Source organism: Kitasatospora sp. NPDC058063, assembly GCF_042885395.1.
Lineage (GTDB): Bacteria > Actinomycetota > Actinomycetes > Streptomycetales > Streptomycetaceae > Kitasatospora > Kitasatospora lactacystinica.
In genome coordinates this window covers 322586-339033 of the sequence record NZ_JBHVSD010000008.1, presented here as the reverse complement: position 1 = coordinate 339033, position 16448 = coordinate 322586, and the positions used below count along the sequence as shown (strand labels likewise).

14 protein-coding genes and 1 tRNA gene are annotated in these 16448 nt (G+C 70.6%); 4 read left to right on the top strand and 11 right to left on the bottom strand.

Annotated features, from left to right (window positions below):
- The first annotated feature begins 10 nt into the window (after nucleotides 1-10).
- The gene (locus ACFVUY_RS16880) at nucleotides 11-877 is read left to right on the top strand and encodes a helix-turn-helix transcriptional regulator (protein WP_359910170.1); all 867 of its coding nucleotides are present in this window, start codon (nucleotides 11-13) and stop codon (nucleotides 875-877) included.
- Between the two features lie 49 nt (nucleotides 878-926).
- Nucleotides 927-2384 (top strand): aldehyde dehydrogenase family protein, encoded by a 1458-nt coding sequence (locus tag ACFVUY_RS16875; RefSeq protein WP_387730697.1) that lies wholly within the window; start codon nucleotides 927-929, stop codon nucleotides 2382-2384.
- 60 nt (nucleotides 2385-2444) lie between these two features.
- On the opposite strand, the gene ACFVUY_RS16870 is transcribed toward ACFVUY_RS16875, so the two are convergent.
- The 5 genes from ACFVUY_RS16870 to ACFVUY_RS16850 all read right to left on the bottom strand — a co-directional run bounded on the left by ACFVUY_RS16870 (nucleotide 2445) and on the right by ACFVUY_RS16850 (nucleotide 8594).
- Nucleotides 2445-3014: a Uma2 family endonuclease gene (locus ACFVUY_RS16870; RefSeq protein WP_387730623.1), complete on the bottom strand. Its 570-nt coding sequence runs from the start codon at nucleotides 3012-3014 to the stop codon at nucleotides 2445-2447.
- A gap of 73 nt (nucleotides 3015-3087) precedes the next feature.
- The gene (locus ACFVUY_RS16865) at nucleotides 3088-4923 is read right to left on the bottom strand and encodes a bifunctional metallophosphatase/5'-nucleotidase (protein WP_387730621.1); all 1836 of its coding nucleotides are present in this window, start codon (nucleotides 4921-4923) and stop codon (nucleotides 3088-3090) included.
- 263 nt (nucleotides 4924-5186) lie between these two features.
- Complete coding sequence (locus tag ACFVUY_RS16860; RefSeq protein WP_387730618.1) at nucleotides 5187-5858, bottom strand: hypothetical protein; 672 nt, start codon at nucleotides 5856-5858, stop codon at nucleotides 5187-5189.
- Nucleotides 5845-7491 (bottom strand): extracellular solute-binding protein, encoded by a 1647-nt coding sequence (locus tag ACFVUY_RS16855; RefSeq protein WP_387693456.1) that lies wholly within the window; start codon nucleotides 7489-7491, stop codon nucleotides 5845-5847. The genes ACFVUY_RS16860 and ACFVUY_RS16855 overlap by 14 nt, the downstream gene beginning before the upstream one ends.
- Nucleotides 7492-7499: 8 nt before the next feature.
- Nucleotides 7500-8594, bottom strand: coding sequence for a hypothetical protein (locus ACFVUY_RS16850; protein ID WP_387730616.1), 1095 nt, complete (start codon nucleotides 8592-8594; stop codon nucleotides 7500-7502).
- A gap of 333 nt (nucleotides 8595-8927) precedes the next feature.
- On the opposite strand from ACFVUY_RS16850, the gene pyk reads away from it, so the two are divergent.
- Nucleotides 8928-10358: a pyruvate kinase gene (gene pyk, locus ACFVUY_RS16845; RefSeq protein ID WP_380632655.1), complete on the top strand. Its 1431-nt coding sequence runs from the start codon at nucleotides 8928-8930 to the stop codon at nucleotides 10356-10358.
- Nucleotides 10359-10398: 40 nt separating this feature from the next.
- On the opposite strand, the gene ACFVUY_RS16840 is transcribed toward pyk, so the two are convergent.
- The 3 genes from ACFVUY_RS16840 to ACFVUY_RS16830 all read right to left on the bottom strand — a co-directional run bounded on the left by ACFVUY_RS16840 (nucleotide 10399) and on the right by ACFVUY_RS16830 (nucleotide 12159).
- Nucleotides 10399-11172 (bottom strand): transcriptional regulator, encoded by a 774-nt coding sequence (locus ACFVUY_RS16840; RefSeq protein ID WP_387730614.1) that lies wholly within the window; start codon nucleotides 11170-11172, stop codon nucleotides 10399-10401.
- A gap of 7 nt (nucleotides 11173-11179) precedes the next feature.
- A complete protein-coding gene (locus ACFVUY_RS16835; RefSeq protein ID WP_387693414.1) occupies nucleotides 11180-11965 on the bottom strand; it encodes a helix-turn-helix domain-containing protein in 786 nt (261 codons plus the stop codon).
- Between the two features lie 119 nt (nucleotides 11966-12084).
- A tRNA-Leu gene (locus tag ACFVUY_RS16830) sits at nucleotides 12085-12159 on the bottom strand.
- 138 nt (nucleotides 12160-12297) lie between these two features.
- Here ACFVUY_RS16830 and ACFVUY_RS16825 point away from each other — a divergent pair.
- Entirely contained in the window at nucleotides 12298-12912 is a 615-nt protein-coding gene (locus tag ACFVUY_RS16825; protein WP_359914233.1) for a response regulator, read from the top strand.
- Nucleotides 12913-12971: 59 nt separating this feature from the next.
- Here ACFVUY_RS16825 and ACFVUY_RS16820 read toward each other — a convergent pair whose 3' ends face one another.
- Genes ACFVUY_RS16820 through ACFVUY_RS16810 form a run of 3 tightly spaced genes read right to left on the bottom strand, consistent with a single transcriptional unit; the run spans nucleotide 12972 to nucleotide 16446 of the window.
- Entirely contained in the window at nucleotides 12972-13688 is a 717-nt protein-coding gene (locus ACFVUY_RS16820) for an ABC transporter ATP-binding protein (RefSeq protein WP_359914214.1), read from the bottom strand.
- The gene (locus ACFVUY_RS16815) at nucleotides 13685-14506 is read right to left on the bottom strand and encodes an ABC transporter ATP-binding protein (RefSeq protein ID WP_387693455.1); all 822 of its coding nucleotides are present in this window, start codon (nucleotides 14504-14506) and stop codon (nucleotides 13685-13687) included. Before ACFVUY_RS16815 ends, ACFVUY_RS16820 begins: the two co-directional genes overlap by 4 nt.
- 8 nt (nucleotides 14507-14514) lie before the next feature.
- On the bottom strand, nucleotides 14515-16446 hold the full coding sequence (locus tag ACFVUY_RS16810; RefSeq protein WP_387730694.1) for a branched-chain amino acid ABC transporter permease: 1932 nt from the start codon (nucleotides 16444-16446) through the stop codon (nucleotides 14515-14517).
- Between the last annotated feature and the right edge of the window lie 2 nt (nucleotides 16447-16448).

Sequence of the window (16448 nt, the reverse complement as noted above, 5' to 3'; positions counted from 1 at the left end):
GACGACTTCGATGGGCACGACTCAGGCAGGCGGGGGCGCCACCGTACGGCGTCTGCTGCTCGGCACCCAGCTACGCAAGCTCCGCGAGGCCAGAGGCGTCAGTCGGGAGGAGGCCGGGTACTCGATCCGCGCCTCCGAGTCCAAGATCAGCCGGATGGAGCTCGGCCGGGTCGGCTTCAAGGAACGCGACGTGGCCGACCTGCTGACCCTGTACGGGGTCGAGGCCGACCAGGAGCGGGCCACCGTCCTCGGACTGCTGCGCGACGCCAACGTCAGCTCCTGGTGGCACGAGTACGGGGACGTGCTGCCCGGCTGGTTCCAGAACTACCTGGGGCTGGAGGAGGCCGCGGCCGAGATCCGCAGCTACGAGGTCCAGTTCGTCCACGGGCTGCTCCAGACCGCCGACTACGCCCGGGCCGTGGTCACCGCCGGCGGCCACGTCCACGGACCGGAGGAGATCGAGCGCCGGGTCGACGTACGGCTCAAGCGGCAGGCGGTGCTGACCGCCGAGCGGGCGCCGCAGCTGGTCGCCGTCCTGGACGAGGCCGCGCTGCGCCGGCCCTGGGGCGGGCCGGAGCTGATGCGCGGCCAGCTGGACCGGCTTCTGGAGCTCGGCGAGCTGCCCAACGTCCGGCTCCAGGTGCTGCCGCTGGGCAACGCCGGGCTGAGCGCGGAGAGCGGCGCCTTCACCGTCCTGGGCTTCGCCGAGGCCGAGTTGGCGGACGTGGTGTACCTGGAGCAGTTCACCACCGCGCTCTACCTCGACAAGCCCGCCGAGGTGGCCGAGTACCGGCACGCGATGGACGACCTGGTCGCGGACAGCCTCAGCCCGGAACCGACCCGGAACCTGCTGTACGCGATGCGCCAGGAGTTGTAATTCGTCAGTACGATGACTTCCCATCAGGTCGGTGTATGAGAGGGAACAGATGTCGTACTTCTCCGAGTTGGCGCTGCAGTACATCGACGGCGAGTGGTGCAGCGGCAGCGGCTCCTGGGACATCGTCGACGTCGACCCCTACACCGGCGACAAGCTCGCCACCATCACCGTCGCCACCGGCGCCGAGGTCGACCGGGCCTACCGCGCCGCCGAGCGCGCCCAGAAGGCATGGGCCGCCGCCAACCCGTACCAGCGGCGGCTGGTCTTCGAGCGCGCGCTGCGGCTGCTGGAGGAGCGCGAGCCGGAGATCGTCCCGGCGATCATGGCGGAACTCGGCGGCACCGCGCTGAAGGCGGGCTTCGAGCTGTCGCTCGTCAAGGACGTGCTGCGGGAGTGCCTGCACCTGTCGGTGGCCTCCGAGGGCCGGCTGCTGGCCTCGCCCGCCCCGGGCCGGGAGAACCGGCTCTACCGGCTGCCGGTCGGCGTCGTCGGCGTGATCAGCCCCTTCAACTTCCCGCTGTTCCTGGCGCTCAAGGCCGTCGCCCCGGCCCTCGCGCTCGGCAACGGCGTCGTCCTCAAGCCGCACCAGGAGACCCCGGTCGTCGGCGGCGGACTGATCGCGAAGCTCTTCGAGGACGCGGGGCTGCCGCCCGGCCTGCTGAACGTGGTGATCACCGACATCGCCGAGATCGGCGACAGCTTCCTGGAGCACCCGGTGCCCAAGGTGATCTCCTTCACCGGCTCCGACAGCGTCGGCCGGCACGTCGCCACCGTCGCCGCCGCGCACTTCAAGCGGACGGTCCTGGAGCTCGGCGGCAACAGCGCGCTGATCGTGCTCGACGACGCCGACGTGGACCACGCCGTGGACGCCGCGGTGTTCAGCCGCTTCGTCCACCAGGGACAGGTCTGCATGGCCGCCAACCGGGTGCTGGTGGACCGCCGCGTCGAGGCCGAGTTCACCGAGAAGTTCGTCGCCAAGGTCGCCTCGCTCACCGTCGGCGACCCGAGGGACCCGGCCACCCACATCGGCCCGCTGATCAACCCCGTCCAGGCCGGCGCCCTCGACGCCCAGGTCGACCAGGCGCTCGCGGCCGGCGCCACCGCGCTGCTGCGCGGCACCACGGTCGGCAGCCTGATGGCGCCGACCGTGCTCACCGGCCTCGCCGAGGACGCGCCGATCCTGCGGAACGAACTCTTCGGCCCGGTCGTGCTGCTGGTGCCCTTCGACGGCGAGGACGAGGCCGTGCGGCTCGCCAACAACACGCCGTTCGGGCTCAGCGGCGCGGTGCACACCGCGAACGTCGAGCGCGGCGTGAAGCTCGCCCAGCGGATCGAGACGGGCATGATCCACGTCAACGGCGGCACCATCGCCGACGAGCCGGGCGTGCCCTTCGGCGGCGAGAAGAACTCCGGCGTCGGCCGCCTCAACGGCGAGTCCACGGTGGACGCCTTCACCACGCTGAAGTGGATCTCCGTCCAGCACGAGCGCGCGGTCTTCCCGTTCTGACCGGGGGTTCCCGAAGACACGGAGGGCCTCCCGGCGGCAGCCGCCGGGAGGCCCGTGGTCTCAGGCGGGGTAGCGGAGCAGGGCGTCGGTGGCGAGCTCGAAGCCGAACGGGGCCGGGAGCGGCACACGGTCACCGAACTTGCCGTTCCACCGCTGGTGGTAGCCGCTGCCTGAGGGCTCGGAGTAGAGCGTCAGGTCGCCCTCGCGGGGATCGATCACCAGGTACAGCGGGATGGCCATCAGCGGGTAGTCGCGGACCTTGCCGACCAGGTCGTTCTCCGGGTTCGACGGGGAGACGATCTCCACGGCGATGGCCGCCTGTTCGGCGGGGATCTGGTTGCCGCCCTCCTCCAGTGCCGAGAGGGGGATGTAGGTCAGGTCGGGGTTGCGCAGCTTGCCGACGTTCGGGGAGGCGAGGTCGGTGTTCTCGCTCGGCATCAGGTCGGCGGGTTCGTGGGCCTCGAACTGCCTGCGGATGAGCAGCAGGTTGCGCTGGTGGATCACCGAGGGGCCGGCCATCATGATGATCTCGTCGCCGGAGATCTCGATCTTCCACCCGTTGGGAGGCGTCAGACTCTGCGCGTAGGCCAGCAGCCGGGCGTGGCGGTCTGGGATCTGGGACTCGCTCATGGCGCCATTCTTCCACCGGGCAGGCCGAAAGGCCGTCGCCGGCGGGGCGACGGCCTTTCGGCGGGGGTGTCGGTCAGAAGACCGGCTGGCCGGCGCGGACGAGGCGCCAGGAGTCGGTGAAGAACTCGGCGGGGTCGATGGTGCCCTTGGCCTTCACCCAGGCGATCATGGTGTTGCGGATCTCGTCGGAGTTCGACCAGACCATCTTGGCCTTGGCGACGTGCGGGAAGTTGCCGCCGCCGTTGGCCCGGTAGTTGTTGACGGCGAAGACGAACTCGGCGGCCGGGTCGATCGGCTTGCCCTGGAAGGACAGGTTGACGATCCGCGAGCCCTTCGGCTGGGCGATGTCGATGTCGTAGCTCAGGCCGTAGACCGAGTCGTAGTTGTAGTCCGGGGTGGCCTCGGCGCCGGTCAGGGCCTCCTTGTCGACAGGGGCGCCGGGGGCGAGCTGGTTGTAGTACTTGACCGAGTACTCCAGGTAGTCCTTGAGCTGGGCGCCCGTCAGGATGCGGGCCTCCAGGGTGTTCTCGTAGATGTAGAGGCCCGCGGCGTCGCGCAGCTTGACCTGGCCGGACGGGATCAGCGCGGTGCGGTTGAACGGGGCGGCCTGGGCCAGCACCGGGAGCTTGGCGTACTGCCCGCCCGCCAGCGCGGCCTTGACGGCGTCGGCCTGGACCTTGCCGATCAGGTCGATGATCGGGGTGGCCTTGAAGCGGGCGTCGGCGATCGACAGCTCGATCTTGCTGGTGCCGATGTTCTGGTTGACGTACGCGACGACCTTCTTGTGCTGCCCGGCGATCGCGTTGGTGATCTCCGGGTTCTCCGGCACGGTGTTGGAGTTCAGCAGTCGCGCGGAGACCGAGGAGACCTTCCAGGCGCCGGCCGCGAACTCGACCTCGAAGTCGAAGCAGGTCAGCCGCTGGCCGTAGCAGAGCGGCTCGGAGAGCACGACCGTCCGGCCGGTCTTCTTGTTGACGACCAGGCGCTGCGCGATCTCCTTGTGGGCGTGGCCCACCAGCACCGCGTCGATGTCGGGGACGGTCTCCGCCAGGGCCACCGAGGCGTTCTCGGCCCAGGGCAGCTGGTCACCCCAGGTGGTCGCCTCGTCGCAGCCGGAGTGCGAGGAGACCACGATGACGTCCGCGCCGGCGGCCTTCATCTTCGGCACCCAGGCGGCGGCGGTCTCGACGATGCCCGGGAAGACCATCTTGCCGCTGACGTTGGCCTTGTCCCAGATCGCGATGCCCGGGTTGGTGAGGCCGAGGATGCCGACCTTCACCGGGCGGCCGCCGCCCAGCCGCAGCTCCTTGATCACGTACGGCTTGAAGGCCGGCTTCTCGTTCTTCGCGTTCAGCGCGTTGGCGCCGAGCAGCGGGAACTCCAGCTGGTCCTGGTAGGCCTTCAGAAGCGGGATGCCGTAGTTGAACTCGTGGTTGCCGAGCGCCGCGGCGTCGTACTCCATGAGGTTCATGGCGACGGCCATCGGGTGGTCCGGCACGGTGTCGGCCTCGGTGTCGATCGACTCGATCCGGGCGTAGTAGTAGGACAGCTGGGTGCCCTGGATGGTGTCGCCCGAGTCGATCAGCAGGCAGCGGTTCCAGCCCTTCTCCTCGCGCACCTGGTTGGCCAGCGTGGAGATCTTGGCGAGGCCGACCGCGTTGTGGGCCTTGTCGCTGTACTCGGCGTCGGTGAAGTAGTCCCAGTTGAGCACCCGGCCGTGCAGATCGGTGGTGCCCATGACGGTGAAGGCCTGCTTGTTCGGCTGGCGCTGCTGGCCCTTGGCGGCCGCCGTGTCCGGCTGGGCGGCCGCGGCGGAGGGGGCGGCGGCCAGGGTGGCGCCACCGGCCAGGGCGGCGCCGGCGGCGGTGGCGGCGGACCGGGTGACGAAGTCACGGCGGTTCAGGGGCATGGACGACTCTCCCGAGTGGGAACGACGGCGGATGGACCGTCAACTGGCTTTCGTTGGCAAGTGCGCGTGTACGCGTCGACGCGCGTAGAAGGACGCGCGTAGAAGTGTGCCGTGCGGCCCGGGGTGGTGGATAGCCCCCGGACCTGTCCAAGAGGTGAGATCTTGGCGACTCGTTCGTGACGGGAACGGGGGAGGTCCGGGGTGGTAGGGCCGGCCGGCGGAGGACGGGGGTCGGCCGGCGGACGGCGGGTCAGGACGGCGTGTCAGGACAATTCGCCCATGAGCCGGTCGACCTCGTGGCCCAGCCGGAGCGCCGGGTCCGGATCGTCCGGCCCCGCCCACGGCTGCCAGGTCCGCGCCCGCAGGTAACCGGCCACCGCGACCGGCAGCCGGTGCCGGACGATCCGCTCCGCCACCGGGCCCGGGCCGGCCGCCCGCAGCGCTGCCAGCAGGCCGTCCACCCCGGCGGAGGGCGGCAGCGGCACGCTGTCCAGGTAGGCGGCCAGCGCCACCAGCTCCGGATCGGGCGCGGGGGGCCGCCCGGGCGCCGGGGGCCTCGGCTCCCCGCGCTCCGGCTCCCCGCGCCCGTGCGCGGGCGCCCCCTCCGGCGGGTGCGCCCCTTCCGGCGAGTGCGCCCCGGAGGCCTCGGCGCCGCCGAGGGCCGTCCCCGCTCCCGTCCCCGTGCCCGTTCCGGTGCCGATCCCCGCGCCCGCCCCGGGCCCCGGTCCGATCCCGGCCCCCTCGCGGGGCCTCGGGGCGGGCGTCAGCAGCGCGCCCACCCCGTACAGCCCGACCACGACCCCCGGCCACCAGACCCCGCCCAGTCCGGCGAAGTGCAGCCCCAGGCCGACCGCGCCGCCGGCGCAGCCGACCAGGTTCCGGGCCGACTCCAGGTAGCGCAGCACCCGGGGGCCGAACCCGTCACTGGTAGCCACGGATCTCCTCGAACACCCCGTCCAGCGAGCCCGTACCGTCGAACAGCTTGCCGCCGCTCAGGTCCGCGATCCCCTGGAGCTGGCCCACCGCCGCCTCCCCGAACTTGATCGGGAACACCGGGATCGACTTCTCCCCGGCCGGCAGCGCGTCGTGGAAGCGCTTGAAGTCGCCGTCCGTCGCACCGGCGTTGCTCTCCCCGTCCGTCATCAGCACGATCGAGGTGAACCGGTCGTCGCCGGCCGCCGCCTGCTGACGCTCGATCACCCGGTACGCCTCCTCCAGCGAGGAGTACACCGCCGTCCCGCCCGAGGCGGCCAGCGACTGCACGTCCGCGTCGATCGACGCCAGCTCCGTCTCCGGGCCCGGCCGGCTGCCGGTGGCCGGCACCACGTGGGTCTTGGTCCACTTCACCGCGGAGGCGAAGGAGAGCAGCGTGATCTCCTCGCGGTCCCGGAAACGGCGCGTCCCGCGGGTGTCGTCCGCCCCGGTCAGCCGGCCCAGCGCGCTCTTCAGCGCGGCGATCCGCGAGCCCTCCATCGAGCCCGAGGTGTCCAGCACGTACACCGTCCTGGACGGGCGGCGCAGCTCGTTCTGGTACGAGGCCAGCAGGCCGTCCGCGACCGCCCGGGTGCCCGGGAACGGCAGCTCCCGGCGGCGGTCCGCGGGCAGCCCGGCGGCCGGGGCCGCGCCCGCCGTCACCGGTCGGCGCAGCGTCGTCTCGGAGATCCGTTTCTGCACGTCCTCCTTGAGCAGGTACGCGGCCAGCCGCTGGAAGGAGTCCCGCTGCTCCTGCGCGGCGGAGGACATCAGCGACAGCGGGTAGTCCGCCGACACCACGCCGTCCGCCGGCCGCACCACCGTCAGCTGCTGCTGCGGCGGCAGCGTCCGGTTCAGCGACAGCAGCACCGACTCGTAGTTCACCAGCGCGCTCACCGTGCCCGACTCGGCCCGGGCGTACGCCTGCGCCAGCCAGCCGGAGGAGCCCGAGGTCAGCTTCTGGCCCTTGAAGAACTCCTTCAGCTGCGGACCCGCCTTCTGCACGTCTGCGTCGGTCAGCGCCGCGCCCGCGCCGGAGAAGGCCGAGGCCACCGCGACGAGGGTGGAGAAGCCCGAGTTGGAGCGGGACGGGTCGGCCATCCCGTACGGCAGCTTTCCGGCCGCCGCCGCCGCGCCGACCTGCGCCCAGGTGACCTTGGAACCGTCGCCCCAGCCGAGTTCGCCGAGCGCCGAGGAACGCACCCCGATCGCCACCGGCGACACCATCACCGGGGTCTCGGAGACCACCTTGGACTTGCCGGCCGGATCGAGCCGCAGGTACTGGTTCGACGGGAACCACACCGCGTCGTACTTGCCGTCGGCCCGGCCCGAGGAGACGGCGTCGGCGCCGTCCAGGGTGCCCGTCCAGGAGAACTGCACGGTCACCCCGGTGGCCTTCCGGGCATCCTCCAGGACCGGTGCCAGGTCCTGGAGTTCACTGCCCGCCAGGACGCGCAGCACGCCCGGGCGGGCGGTCTCGGCGGGCGGGTCGGTGGGCTTCGGGGCGGGGCTGTCGCCGCCACCGGAGGAGGTGCAGGCGGTGGCCGCGGCCAGCACGGCGGCCAGCGCGGCCGTGAGCCAGCCGCGGCGCTTCATCGGGATGGTCACTTGGTCCCCTTTGCCGCGGTGGTCAGCTTGAGCAGGTTGTCCAGCGAGGGCAGGGTCGCCTGCTTGACCTTGGCCGCGGTCAGATCGGGTGCGAAAGTCGGCTTCTTCTCCCGCATCAGGTTCGCGAAGGCCTCCGGTGCGGCCTGCGGCCGGAGCCCGAACCGGGCCTCCAGGCCGCGGAGCACCTCGTCGTTCTGGAGGACGTCGGCGAGCTTGCGGCCGTTGTCGGTGTGGGCCACGACGGTGTGGTCCGAGTAGACCGTGGTGTCCGGGTACAGCACCACCATGTCCCCGGTGGGCTTGCCCTGCAGCGACAGGGCGGCGGCCTGCGACTCGTACGCGAAGATCAGCGGGCTGCCGATCCCCGCGCCGAAGTCCCGGAACGGCTCGTCGCTGCTGCTCTTCTGGATGCCCTGCAGCGCGTTCGCCTTGTACAGGACGTCCTTGACGGCGGCGACGCCGGCGTCGTCCGACACCACCTGGTGGTTGTTGGCGATGTAGGAGAGCAGCGCGAGGTACATCGCGCCCGAGGACGAGCTCTCCGGGTCGGTGGTGGTCACGAAGAGCTGGCCGGACAGCTCGGGATGGGCGCCCGCGCCGGTCAGGTCCTCCCAACGGCGGTTGCCCTTCAGTGCGTTGACGTACTCGTCCATCCGGAACGTCCAGACCCCGGTGACGGCGTCCAGGTCGGCCAGCTTGTTCTCCTTCAGGACCTTGGCCACCGACTCGTGCGCCACGATCACCAGCGGCGAGTAGAACGGGACCATCGGGGAGTCCTGCAGCTTCCAGATGCGCTGGATCTCCCGCGCCGGTGCCGAACTCGCCGGGAAGGCGAAGTCCAGCCCCGGCGTCTTGCCCGCCTGGTCGCTCATCGTCCAGGAGCCGGTGGAGTCCGTCCGGACCACCAGGCCCTGCTTCGCCAACTCGGCCTTGACGTCGTCGTTCTCGAAGAAGGCGCGCTTCTCCGAGCCGATCAGGCCGGTGACGGTGACCGTTTCGGTGGTGTCCTTCTTCGGGCCGTCGGGGATCAGCGCGAAGGCGACCCCGCCCAGCAGGGCCAGGGCCGCAACCACCCCCAGTGCGCGTCGCATGCCGAACGCCTCCCCCTCGTCCGCTCCATCGTCCGGGTGGTGACCCGGAGCGCCCCGGCATCCACCCGGGGGTGACGAGCGTCCCGCCGGGCGGGGAGCGGCGGCGGAAGCGGCGGTGAACCAGGGGTGAACACCCCTTCACGGAATCGCATCGGCAGGTGGCGCGGGAGGCGCGGGAGGCGTACGGGCGGCGCGCGGCGGCGACGTGGAGCGGGGCGCTCGCACAGCGGTCCGAGGGTGTGTCAGATTGTTCAACTCGCCTTACCGCAACGGTCATCCCGCAGTCCGGACCCGCGTCGTGGTTACGCGCCGGTAATGCCTAGTCTCAGCACTATGCGCCGAGCAAAAATCGTCTGTACCCTCGGGCCCGCCACCGACTCGTACGACCAGATCAAGTCCCTGGTCGACGCCGGGATGGACATCGCCCGACTGAACCTCAGTCACGGCTCGCACACCGAGCACGAGGAACGCTACCGCCGCGTCCGCAAGGCCGCCGACGAGACCGGCCGCAGCGTCGGCATCCTCGTCGACCTTCAAGGCCCGAAGATCCGGCTCGACACCTTCGCCCACGGACCCGTACTTCTCGAACGCGGCGACGAGTTCACCATCTCCACCGACAACGGCGTCGTGGGGGACAAGGACCGCTGCGGAACCACCTACTCCGGGCTCGCCGGAGACGTCAGCCGCGGCGAGCGCATCCTGGTCGACGACGGCCGGGTCACCCTGGAGGTCGTCGCCGTCGACGGGCCGCACGTGCGCTGCCTGGTCATCGAAGGCGGCCTGGTCTCCGACCACAAGGGCCTCAACCTCCCCGGCGTCGCCGTCTCCGTCCCCGCACTCAGCGACAAGGACGTCGCCGACCTGCGGTGGGCGCTGCGCACCGGGGCCGACCTCATCGCGCTCTCCTTCGTCCGCAGCGGGCGGGACGTCGAGGACGTCCACCGGATCATGGCGGAGGAGGGCCGCCGGGTCCCGGTCATCGCCAAGATCGAGAAGCCGCAGGCGGTGGAGAACCTGGAGTCCGTCGTCGACGCCTTCGACGGGATCATGGTGGCCCGCGGCGACCTGGGCGTGGAGATGCCCCTCGAACAGGTCCCGCTGGTCCAGAAGCGCGCCATCAAGCTCGCCCGCCGCAACGCCAAGCCGGTCATCGTCGCGACCCAGATGCTCGACTCGATGATCAACACCTCCCGGCCGACCCGCGCCGAGGCCTCCGACGTCGCCAACGCCGTCCTGGACGGGACGGACGCGGTGATGCTCTCCGGGGAGACCTCGGTCGGCAAGTACCCGGTCGAGACCGTCAAGACCATGGCCCGGATCGTCGAGGCCGCCGAGAACGACATCCTGGCCGCGGGCCTCCCGCCGCTCACCACCGGCAGCAAGCCGCGGACCCAGGGCGGCGCCGTCGCCCGCGCGGCCGCCGAGATCGGCGACTTCCTGCACGCCAAGTACCTGATCGCCTTCACCCAGTCCGGCGACACCGCCCGCCGGCTCACCCGCTACCGCTCGCCCATCCCGGTGCTCGCCTTCACCTACGAACCGGCCGTACGCAGCCAACTCGCCCTCACCTGGGGCGTGGAGACCTTCCTCGGCCCGTTCGCCCCGACCACCGACCAGATGGTCGAACAGGTCGACGCGGCACTCCTGTCGCTAGGCCGCTGCCAGAAGGGCGACATCGTCGTCATCACGGCGGGTTCGCCCCCCGGCCTGGCCGGCTCCACCAACCTCGTCCGCGTCCACCACGTGGGGACGTTGGACGCCTGAGGCTCCCTGCGGCGCGGCCCTTCCACGGGCCGCGCCGCTGTCAGTACTTGGGTCCGATGTGGACGTCCATGAGAGCGACGGAGTCCTTGCGGGCGACGGAGATGTTCGTCGCGCCGGTGGCGCGCGCAGCGGCCTTCCACCGGACGCCGACGGCGCCGAGGGTGGCGGTGAAGAGGCCGATGATGTCGGTGGAGGTGTTGGTGAAGAAGTACCGGGGGTACTCGTAGCGCTTCGTGGCGCCGCCGACCGTACGGGTCGCCCAGTTGGTGATGCGGCACCCGTCGGAGTGGATCAGGCCGCGCAGGAACGCCCAGGGGTGGGCGTCCACGATCGCCTGCTGCCAGGGGGCGAGGACGATCGGCCGCAGGTGCTTCGGGCCGGGGCCGTGCTGGGGGAAGAGGCAGGGCCAGTGCTTGCTGGTGCTGACGACGCTCGTGCAGCCCGGCGCGTGGACACGGTTGACCTTGTTGTGCGGCATGACGGCGGAGACGGCCCGCACGCACTCCTCGATGAGGCCGGGCCAGGTGTCGCAGCAGGCGATGCGGAGGGCGTAGACACTGCGGCGGCCCTCACTAATGCAGCCGTCTCCGAGGTAGAGGCCGAGGAGGTAGGCGTAGTCGGCGTGCGGGCGCGAGGGATCGAGTCGGCCGTCTCGGAGCGGGCATTCGGCGCTCATGCGGGGGCTGGGGACGGCACCGGATGCCCACTCGCGGATCGAGGACCGGGATATTCCGGTCGCGCGGCTGACCTGGCTGAAGGTCAGCCCGGATCCGTGGAGTTCGAGCGCCCGTTGCCGCGTGGCCGTGTCGTACATGCCGCTGTCAGTACTTGGGCCCGATGTGGACGTCCATGAGGGCGACGGAGTCCTTGCGGGCGACGGAGATGTTGACCTGGCCGGTGGGGCGGGGGAGCGAGGCCTTCCATTGGACGCCGACGGCGTCGAGGGCGGCGGTGAAGAGGCCGATGATGTCGGTCGAGGTGTTGGTGAAGAAGTAACGCGGGTATTCGTAGCGGCGGACCACGCCGTCGACCGTCCTGGTCGTCCAGTTGGTGATGCGGCAGCCGTCGGAGTGGATCAGGCCGCGCAGGAACGCCCAGGGGTGGGCGTCGACGATCTCCTGCTGCCAGGGCTCCAGGGCCATGGTGCGCTCGTGCTTCTTGCCGGGGCCGTGCTGCGGGAAGTAGCACGGCAGGTGCTTCGAGTACACCTTGACGTTGTGGCAGCCGGGGCGCCGAACGCGGCAAGGGGTGAGGGTAGGGAAGACCTGCCTCATGGCCGCCTCGACGGCGTCCATGATTCCGGGCCACTTGTCGTCGCAGGCTATGAACAGACTGGCGGTCCGGTGCTGCTTCGGGTGGCTGATGTGACCGTCGCCCAGGTAGAGCCCGAGCAGGTACGAGTACGCGGGGCGGTCGAGATCGTCGCCGTAGCAGTGCAGGCAAGGGGAGCGCCTGCGGCCTGGGAGCCCGCCGCGTTTGGCCAGATCGCGGTGCTTCCACCAGGAGACCGTGCCAATGGGAAGGCCGAGTCGACGAGCTGTCTCAGCGGTGCCGGCTCCACGCCGCAGGAGATGGACAGCTTGTTCGCGAACGGAGAACTCGTGCATGGTGCCGAGCGTGTGCGAATGTTCCGGACCGGTCGGGCGAATGGTCGAAAGTCCACTCGAACCGGTGAAGATCGCCAACCATTGCCTGAGTGGCGGCTTCCTTTGATTTGAAGGAAAAGTGCCCCGAGTGGGATTCGAACCCACACTGTATGGTGTTTGAGACCATTGCCTGCTGCCAATTGGGCTATCGGGGCCTACGAATCGAAGCCCAGGGGCCCGACCGACTGACTCAAACATACCGTGTCTAGGTACCCTCGTGCATGCAGTACCCCGCCGGAACTAGGAGCCCCGTGAGCACCGCCGACGAGCAGGCGCAGCCGCTTGAGACCGATATGCCCCAGATCACCCGGATTGTGATCGCCGAGGACGAGGCGCTGATCCGCCTCGACCTCAAGGAGATGCTCGAGGAGGAGGGGTACACCGTCGTCGGTGAGGCCGGTGACGGGGAGACGGCGGTGCGGCTGGTGGAGGAGCTGAAGCCGGATCTGGCGATCTTCGATGTGAAGATGCCGGTGCTGGACGGGCTCTCCGCGGCCGAGCAGATCCACGACAAGCACCTGGCGCCGGTCCTGATGCTGACGGCGTTCTCGCAGCGGGAGCTGGTGGACCGGGCGCGGGACGCCGGGGCGATGGCGTACATCGTCAAGCCGTTCTCGAAGTCGGACCTGGTGCCGGCGATCGAGATGGCGGTCTCCCGGTACGCCGAGATGCGGGCGCTGGAGAAGGAGATCGGGGACCTCAGTCAGCGGCTGGAGACCCGGAAGCTGGTGGACCGGGCGAAGGGTGTGCTGCAGACCAAGTTCGGGCTGAACGAGCCGGCCGCCTTCCGGTGGATCCAGAAGACCTCGATGGACCGCCGGATGACGATGGCCGCGGTGGCCGAGGCGGTCATCGAGGAGGGCGAGGCCCAGGACCGCAAGAAGGCGGACGAGGCCAAGGGCGAGTAAGTGGTACGGGAAGGGCCCGGCAGAACGTTTCTGCCGGGCCCTTCGACGTGTGTACGGGCTCAGTCCTCGCCGAGGTAGGCCTTGCGGACGGACTCGTCGTGCAGGAGGTCGGGCCCGGTTCCGGAGAGGACGATGCGGCCGGTCTCCATGACGTACCCCCGGTCGGACAGGGACAGCGCCGCCTGGGCGTTCTGCTCGACCAGGAGGATGGTCGTACCGGAGGACTTCAGCTCCACGATGGTGGACATGATCTTCTGCATCATCAGCGGCGAGAGCCCCATCGAGGGTTCGTCCAGCATCAGCAGCTTGGGTCGGGACATCAGCGCCCGTCCCATCGCGAGCATCTGCTGTTCGCCGCCGGAGAGCGTGCCGGCGGCCTGGCGCCGGCGTTCGCCGAGGATCGGGAACAGGCCGTAGGCCCGTTCGACGTCGGCGGTGATGCCGGCGGCGTCGGTGCGCAGGAAGGCGCCGAGGAGGAGGTTCTCCTCGATGGTCATCCGGGGGAAGATGTGCCGTCCCTCGGGGGAGTGGGCGAGGCCGAGGGCGACGATCTTGTGCGCGGGGACGGTCGAGAGGTCCTGGCCGTCGAAGGTGATCCGCCCGGCGGTGGGCTTGAGCAGGCCGGACAGGGTGCGCAGGGTGGTGGTCTTGCCCGCGCCGTTGGTGCCGATGAGGGTGGTGACCTCGCCCTGTTCGACGGTGAAGCCGATGCCCTTGACGGCCTCGATCTTGCCGTAGGCGACGCGGAGGTCCTCGACCTCGAGGAGTGCGGTCACTGGTCGGTCTCCGTAACGTTCTCCGGAACAGCCGGGGTGGTGCCTTCGAGCGGGGCGCCCAGGTAGGCGGTGATGACGCGTTCGTCGTTCTGGACGGTCTCGCGGTCGCCCTCGACGATCTTCTGGCCCTGGACGAGGACCGCGGTGCGGTCGCAGAGGTTGAAGATGAAGCGCATGTCGTGCTCGATGACGAGGATGGAGACGCCCTTGTCGCGGATCGCGAAGACGAGTTCCTCGGCGGCCCGGGTCTCCTGGGGGTTCATGCCGGCGGTGGGTTCGTCGAGCAGCAGCAGGCCGGGTTCGGAGGCGAGGGCGCGGGCGATCTCCAGCTTGCGCTGCTCGCCGTAGGGGAGGTTGCGGGCGAGGTGGTCGGCCTTCTCGGCGAGGCCGGTGAACTCCAGGAGTTCCATGGCCTTCTCGCGGCTCTGCGCTTCGGCGCGGTGGTAGCCGGGGCCGCGCAGGATGGCGGAGAAGATGCCTTCCCTGGTGCGGGTGTGCCGGCCGACCAGGACGTTCTCCAGGACGGTCATGTTGGCGAACAGCCGGATGTTCTGGAAGGTGCGGGCGATGCCGGCCTGGGTGACCAGGTGGGGCTTGGGCGGCAGCAGGGTGTCGCGGAAGCGGACGGCGCCCTCGGTGGGGACGTACAGGCCGGTGAGGCAGTTGAAGAAGGTGGTCTTGCCGGCGCCGTTGGGGCCGATGAGACCGATGATCTCGCCTTCGCCGACGGTCAGGGAGACGTCGTTGACGGCGGTGAGGCCGCCGAAGCGCATGGTGACGCCGGTGACTTCGAGCAGGGGTGCGGCGGTGGTGGTCATCGGGTCGGTCACGCCCCTGCCTTGGTGAGTGCGGTCGGCTCGCCGGTGGCCTGGGCCGGGAGGGCGGCCTCGTGGAACTCCAGCTGCCGGCGCCGGTTGGGGATGAGGCCTTCGGGGCGCACCCGCATCAGGACGATGAGGGCGGCGCCGAAGGCGAGGAGCTGGTAGTCGGCGAGGAATTCGAGCTTCTTGGGGATGAGGAAGAGCAGGGTGGCGCCGGCCAGCGGGCCGCTGATGGTGCCCATGCCGCCGAGGATGACCGCGGCGAGCAGGAAGGCGGAGTTCGGCGGGAGGGCTTCGGCGAAGGTGTACTGGTCGGGGGTGACGGTGTAGCTGACGTGGGCCTGGACGGTGCCGGCCAGGCCGGCCAGCAGGGCGCCGAGGGCGAAGGCGAGCAGCTTGAGCCGGAAGCCGTTGATGCCCATGGCCTCGGCGGCGGTCTCGTCCTCGCGGATGGCGACCCAGGCGCGGCCGATGCGGGAGTCGCCGACCCGGGCGAAGACCAGCACGACCACGGCGGTGACGAGCAGCATCAGCAGGTAGTAGTTGGAGAAGCGGCCGAGTTCGACGCCGAGGACGGTGTGCGGCTTGCCGAGGTCGAAGCCGAGGATCTCCAGGTCGGGGATGCGCGGGATGCCGTTGGAGCCGTTGGTGACCTTGGGGCCGGTGGTGCCGTTGAGGTTGAGCATGGTGATGCGGAAGATCTCGCCGAACCCGAGGGTGACGATGGCGAGGTAGTCGCCGCGCAGTCGCAGGGTGGGGGCGCCGATCAGGACGCCGAAGATCATCGAGACGACGGCGCCGGTGAGCATCGCGGCCCAGAACGGGAACTGGACGTGGATGGGCGAGGCGGGGGAGCCGGAGACCAGGGCGGCGGCGTAGGCGCCGACGCCGAGGAAGGCGACGTACCCGAGGTCGAGCAGGCCGGCCAGGCCGACGACGATGTTGAGGCCGAGGGCGACGGTGGCGAAGATCAGGATGTTCGTGGCGACCGAGGTGTACTGGTCGCTGGTCTGGGTGAACGGGAAGCCGGCGGCGGCGGCGAAGGCGGCGCCGGTGGTGACCGGGCGGTGCTTGACGGTCAGCGCGCGCAGCCGGGCGAGCAGGCCGGACTTGGCGAGGGCGGGGACGGCGAAGGCGACGAACAGCAGGTAGCCGGTGAAGAGTTCGCCGTACTCGGTGTCGATGCCGAAGGTGATCGCGAACAGTCCGGTGCCGAAGGCGAGGACGATCAGCAGCACCTCGGCCCAGGAGGGGAGCTCCCGCGCTGCGGCCAGCGGGCGGTCGATCCGGCCCAGCCGCAGTGCGCTGTTGGCGAGGTGGCCGAGCTGGAGCAGCAGGACGGCGCCGGCGGCGATGGCGAGGCCGCCGGCGAGGGCGGTCAGGACCGGGGCGACCGGCTTGTCCGTGGGGACGGCGTGGGCGCCGAACCAGGCGGCGGGGGCGACCGGGACGAGCAGGAAGAGGCGCTTGTCGAGGATCCGCAGCGGGACGGCGGTGCGGCGGTCGAGCGGCAGGGCGAGGGCGCCGAGGACGGCGAGCAGGCCGCCCGCGGCGAGCACCCAGCCGCCGGGTTCGAGGTTGGCGAGGCCGCCGAGTTCGGCGGAGACGGCAACGACCGCGTAGACGGCGACGGCGAGGGCGCCGGTGGCGGCGAACAGGACGGCGTTGTTGCTGCGGGTGGGGGCGGCCCAGCGCAGTCCGGGGACGCCTTGGGCGGCGAGCAGCAGGACGAGGGTGAGCAGCCCGGCGGCGAGGGCGAGCCACTGGAGGCCGGCCGGGGAGCCGTAGTACGTGAGGTCGCCGGGGAAGTCGGAGGTCCAGGTCCAGGACATGGCGGCGGAGGCGGCGGTGGCGAGGGCGCCGAGTGCGGTGACGGCGGCGGCGGCGCGGGCCGGCAGCGGGATGACCGGGGTCGTTTCGGTGCGGGTGGTGGTCATGG

Coding starts and splice junctions, on each gene's coding strand:
- ACFVUY_RS16850 (WP_387730616.1), bottom strand. CDS start 8,594: ATGCGACGCGCACTGGGGGTGGTTGCGGCCCTGGCCCTGCTGGGCGGG.
- ACFVUY_RS16855 (WP_387693456.1), bottom strand. CDS start 7,491: ATGAAGCGCCGCGGCTGGCTCACGGCCGCGCTGGCCGCCGTGCTGGCC.
- ACFVUY_RS16865 (WP_387730621.1), bottom strand. CDS start 4,923: ATGCCCCTGAACCGCCGTGACTTCGTCACCCGGTCCGCCGCCACCGCC.
- ACFVUY_RS16825 (WP_359914233.1), top strand. CDS start 12,298: ATGCCCCAGATCACCCGGATTGTGATCGCCGAGGACGAGGCGCTGATC.
- ACFVUY_RS16815 (WP_387693455.1), bottom strand. CDS start 14,506: ATGACCACCACCGCCGCACCCCTGCTCGAAGTCACCGGCGTCACCATG.
- ACFVUY_RS16875 (WP_387730697.1), top strand. CDS start 927: ATGTCGTACTTCTCCGAGTTGGCGCTGCAGTACATCGACGGCGAGTGG.
- pyk (WP_380632655.1), top strand. CDS start 8,928: ATGCGCCGAGCAAAAATCGTCTGTACCCTCGGGCCCGCCACCGACTCG.
- ACFVUY_RS16880 (WP_359910170.1), top strand. CDS start 11: ATGGGCACGACTCAGGCAGGCGGGGGCGCCACCGTACGGCGTCTGCTG.
- ACFVUY_RS16810 (WP_387730694.1), bottom strand. CDS start 16,446: ATGACCACCACCCGCACCGAAACGACCCCGGTCATCCCGCTGCCGGCC.
- ACFVUY_RS16835 (WP_387693414.1), bottom strand. CDS start 11,965: ATGCACGAGTTCTCCGTTCGCGAACAAGCTGTCCATCTCCTGCGGCGT.
- ACFVUY_RS16840 (WP_387730614.1), bottom strand. CDS start 11,172: ATGTACGACACGGCCACGCGGCAACGGGCGCTCGAACTCCACGGATCC.
- ACFVUY_RS16870 (WP_387730623.1), bottom strand. CDS start 3,014: ATGAGCGAGTCCCAGATCCCAGACCGCCACGCCCGGCTGCTGGCCTAC.